Source organism: Flavobacterium sp. (genome assembly GCF_044361015.1).
Classification (GTDB): domain Bacteria; phylum Bacteroidota; class Bacteroidia; order Flavobacteriales; family Flavobacteriaceae; genus Flavobacterium.
Genome location: NZ_JBIKJL010000095.1, coordinates 1 through 4,646, shown reverse-complemented (window position 1 = coordinate 4,646; position 4,646 = coordinate 1). Strand labels below are relative to the sequence as shown.

The window sequence follows — 4,646 nt, the reverse complement described above, 5'->3', positions numbered from 1 at the left end:
ACTAGAGACGGTTTTTTTTATGTTTTTTCTTGCATAAAATAATTACTTTTTGTATATTTATATCTGATTTACAGATAATTAGATATGAATTTCAAGCATTACAATCAACGTCAGACCACACTTTTACTTTATTCGTTTGACGATTTTATTTCTGAGAAGCATCCCGTTCGAGTAGTTGACCAAGTTGTGGAGTCAATTAACATTCAACCTTTGTTAAAAGCATATAGTAAGGAGGGTAATCCGAGTTAGAGTTCGGATTAATGGCAATTGCACACAATTTAAGAAAGAAAATTGCCGCTTAAAGGCAATTTTATCTTCATTTTAAAATAGTAAACTTTTCATCAAAGTTCAATCAAATAAAAAAACCGCCTCAAAATTTAATATTGAGACGGCTTCTTTTTTTTAAATTTTTAAAATCTAACTTAACTAGATTTTGAATCTTTTTCTATCCGTTTCGTTCAAATAAATTTTTCTCAAACGAATTGATTTTGGGGTTACCTCAACATATTCATCTTTTTGAATGTATTCTAACGCTTCTTCTAATGAGAAAATAATCGGAGGGATAATCCTTGCTTTTTCATCATTTCCTGACGAACGAACGTTTGACTGTTTTTTTTCTTTAGTTACGTTTACACTCATATCATCACCACGAGAGTTTTCTCCAATTACTTGACCTTCGTAAATTTCGGTATTTGGTTCAACAAAAAACTTACCACGATCTTGCAATTTATCAATAGAGTAAGGAATCGCTTTTCCTTTTTCCATAGAAATCAATGATCCTTTGTTACGTCCAGCAATTTCTCCTTTGTAAGGTTCGTAGCCAATGAAGCGGTGAGCCATAATTGCTTCTCCGGCTGTTGCTGTTAACAATTGGTTACGCAATCCAATAATTCCACGTGATGGAATATTAAATTTTACAATCATACGTTCACCCTTAGTCTCCATACTCAGCATTTCACCTTTACGCATAGAAACGAACTCAACCGCTCTACCTGAAAGAGTTTCCGGTAAATCAATTGTTAATTCCTCAATAGGTTCACATTTTTGACCATCAATTTCTTTGATGATAACTTGTGGCTGACCAATTTGCAATTCATACCCTTCTCTTCTCATGGTTTCAATAAGAACAGATAAGTGAAGTACGCCACGACCAAAAACCATAAATTTATCAGCTGAATCAGTTTCACCTAACTTCATCGCTAAGTTTTTCTCTAATTCTTTTGTCAAACGATCTCTAATATGACGAGAAGTTACAAATTTACCTTCTTTACCAAAGAAAGGAGAGTCATTAATTGTAAATAACATACTCATTGTAGGCTCATCAATTGCGATAGTTTGTAACGCTTCCGGATTTTCGAAATCGGCAATAGTATCTCCAATTTCAAATCCTTCAACACCTACAATCGCACAAATATCTCCGGCGATAACTTCTGTTACTTTTTTACGTCCAAGACCTTCAAAAGTGTGTATTTCTTTAATTCTGGATTTAAGTATTTTACCATCTCTTTTTACCAAAGAAATTGGCATTCCTTCTTTCAAAACACCTCTTTCTAAACGACCAATGGCAATACGACCGGTGAATGAAGAGAAGTCAAGTGAAGTAATAAGCATTTGTGGTGTTCCTTCTGATACTTTAGGAGCAGGAACATTAGTGATAACCATATCTAATAATGGTTCTATATTTTCAGTTTGATTTCTGAAATCATCAGACATCCAATTGTTTTTAGCAGAACCATAAACAGTAGGGAAATCTAACTGCTCTTCAGTTGCACCTAATTCAAACATTAAATCGAATACTTTTTCATGCACTTCTTCCGGAGTACAGTTTTCTTTATCTACTTTATTAATAACCACACACGGTTTCAATCCTAAATCAATAGCTTTTTGTAAAACAAATCGTGTCTGTGGCATTGGTCCTTCAAAAGCATCAACCAACAAACAAACACCATCTGCCATATTTAATACACGCTCTACTTCACCACCAAAATCGGCGTGACCGGGTGTGTCAATAATGTTGATTTTTGTGCCTTTATACTGAACCGAAACATTCTTAGAAGTGATGGTAATTCCACGTTCACGCTCTAAATCGTTGTTGTCTAGGATTAAATCACCGGCGTTTTCGTTTTCGCGAAAAAGCTGACAGTGATACATAATTTTGTCAACCAAAGTCGTTTTACCGTGGTCAACGTGGGCAATAATTGCAATGTTTCTAATTGATTCCATCTGTTATTTTTTCAGGGTGCAAAGGTACACTTTATTTCAACATAAAAAACTTTTGGTTAAAACATTGATCGATTTAACGTTAGGGTAATAAAGAGGGTGGTAGGTGAATTTGGATTCTCTTGGGAGTGTGCATTAAACGCACTGAACATACCAATTACCGGCAAGTCCCTACGTCTTTAGAACATTTATACCTTTTAACCAAACGAAATAAAATGCGCGACCATGGCAAGATGGCAAAAATTCCCTTTTGCCATGCAAAGCACAGCCGAAGTGGATATCAATAGCAAGGAAAAAACGCAAGGAAAAAAAGGACACCTCGCGATGCCCTTTCTTACTTAACTAAAAATTATACGGTATTGCACATCGTTCAGAACAACAATAGCTACCAACTGCAAATTTTTGAAAATCTTGTCGCTTCACTTAAACAATTAATTTTTATTTGCATATCCAACTAATTTATTTTCAATAATCAATAACCCAGCGAAGCCAGCGAGATAACGCTTACTCCATCTTTCCGCTTATAGCTTATACCAGTGCCTGTAATTACATTCAATGACTGTAACTTTGCTCTACTTGACTTTTCTAAAATTGAAGCAAATTTCAACAAGTTGTTAGCCGCATCATCAATCTGCCCGATTCCTAATTTAATTTCAAAAGCACAATATTCGCCGGAGTACTTTTGAACAATAGCATCTACTTCCAAACCTGTTGAATCATAATAATGATATACTTTAGCGTCATTTGCTTGCGCATACACTCTCAAATCATGAACAACTAATGATTCAAACAAAAACCCTGTTAATTTTAAATCATTTAGTAGGGCTTCTTTTCCTAAACCTAATGAAGCTATTGCAAGAGCAACATCTGAAACATGACGTTTAGGGGATTTTCGCAGAGAAGCTGATGATCGGATATGTGTATTCCATGCAGGTTGATCTTCAATTATCATCAAACGATTTAATGCTTCTAAATAATCGTAAATTGTGGGACGAGAAACATCCGTGTTTTCATTTAGTTTAACATCTTTTTCTAGAACTGTAATATCAACAGTTGTTGCTACATTACGAGCAAGTGCTCGCAGTAGACTGCGAACTTTCTCGGGATTTCTTTTGACATCTGAAACACGACTCATGTCTACTTCTGCCAACAAATCAACATAAGCGCGATTGACTTCCATTGCCTGAGCTAAACTTTTATTCAATAACCCAGGAAATCCACCTTTTATAATTCGCTCTACAATAAATTCAAGGTTTGTTGGAGTATCGCTCGTTTGTTGATCAATTCCATTGAGTAGTTTACCCAAGCTGAGCTCACCCGTTGAATACCCCATTTCCTGCCAACTCATTGTACGCATATCTAACACCGTAAATCTTCCTGCACCTGAATGCATTTTTACGCTTTCTTCCGGATTTGAAGAACCCGTTAAAATAAATTGAGCTGTTTTATTTCGTTGATCCACTTCATGTCTAACATAATTCCATATTTTAGGGTATTCTTGCCATTCATCAATCAAGCGGGGTGCATCTCCAAGCAACAATCGCTGTGGAGCTGTTTCCATAAGAAAGGGGACCTGCTCGTCTTGATCAAAAGAAATCGTGCTAGCGGCAAGCTGCTTCGCTGATTGTGTTTTACCACACCCCTTCATACCACGAATTAATAAGGCCCCTGAAGCATTTAATTTTCGTTTCAATTCTTCGTCTGAAATACGCACTATATAAGAAAGAGCTAATGACATAAACTTTGTTTTTCTTTCACAAAAATAATATTATTTTACATATTATACTATTTTTACTTTACATATTAAATACTAATTACTTTACATATTATAGAATTTATACTTTACACATTACATCTTTTAACACCTGGATCAAACTTAAATGATACTTTAAATCGATAGATGGCTGATCCGTATTTATAGAATAAATAAGATAAGTTTTCAGTCCGGCTAAGCCTGCGAGTTTTATGGATTGGTGGGAGAGTAGTAATAGCTTACCAATGCAGATGGTTCTCTTGGAAGTGTGCATTAAACGCACTGAACATGACAATTACCGGCAAGACTCCACCAGCTTTAGAACATTGATACCTTTTTACCAACCGAATAAAATGCGCGACGATGGCAAGATGGCAAAAATTCCTTTTTGCCATACAAAGCAAAGCCGGAGTGGATATCAATAGTAAGAAAAAAAAGGACACCTTGCCATGCCCTCTCTTACTTAACTAAAACCACTAACTTTTTAATGCTAACCTTTTTTATAGTAATTTTAATTGGGGTGGGCACGGATTACAAATCCGCCTTTACTTTGTATTTGATAAAAAATAGTTATCTTTTCAAACGATTTAATTGATGCGTGGGCAGAAGTAAAAATCAAAAATGCCGATGGTTTGGTGCTTGCCTCCTACTCCATTAACAACCAAGCAGTAGA

At 35.4% G+C, this 4,646-nt stretch carries 3 protein-coding genes; 1 reads left to right on the top strand and 2 read right to left on the bottom strand.

The window, feature by feature from the left end; translation table 11 throughout:
* Nucleotides 1-84: 84 nt before the first annotated feature.
* A complete protein-coding gene (locus ACIQ2Z_RS12555; protein ID WP_396184509.1) occupies nucleotides 85-249 on the top strand; it encodes a hypothetical protein in 165 nt (54 codons plus the stop codon).
* Between the two features lie 177 nt (nucleotides 250-426).
* On the opposite strand, the gene typA is transcribed toward ACIQ2Z_RS12555, so the two are convergent.
* A complete protein-coding gene (gene typA / locus ACIQ2Z_RS12550) occupies nucleotides 427-2,223 on the bottom strand; it encodes a translational GTPase TypA (RefSeq protein WP_396184508.1) in 1,797 nt (598 codons plus the stop codon).
* 469 nt (nucleotides 2,224-2,692) lie between these two features.
* On the bottom strand, nucleotides 2,693-3,958 hold the full coding sequence (locus tag ACIQ2Z_RS12545) for an ATP-binding protein (RefSeq protein ID WP_396184507.1): 1,266 nt from the start codon (nucleotides 3,956-3,958) through the stop codon (nucleotides 2,693-2,695).
* Nucleotides 3,959-4,646: the final 688 nt, after the last annotated feature.

What these genes read in the sequence shown, in the direction of transcription:
- ACIQ2Z_RS12555 (WP_396184509.1), top strand. Translation starts at nt 85, where the DNA reads ATGAATTTCAAGCATTACAATCAACGTCAGACCACACTTTTACTTTAT.
- ACIQ2Z_RS12545 (WP_396184507.1), bottom strand. Translation starts at nt 3,958, where the DNA reads ATGTCATTAGCTCTTTCTTATATAGTGCGTATTTCAGACGAAGAATTG.
- typA (WP_396184508.1), bottom strand. Translation starts at nt 2,223, where the DNA reads ATGGAATCAATTAGAAACATTGCAATTATTGCCCACGTTGACCACGGT.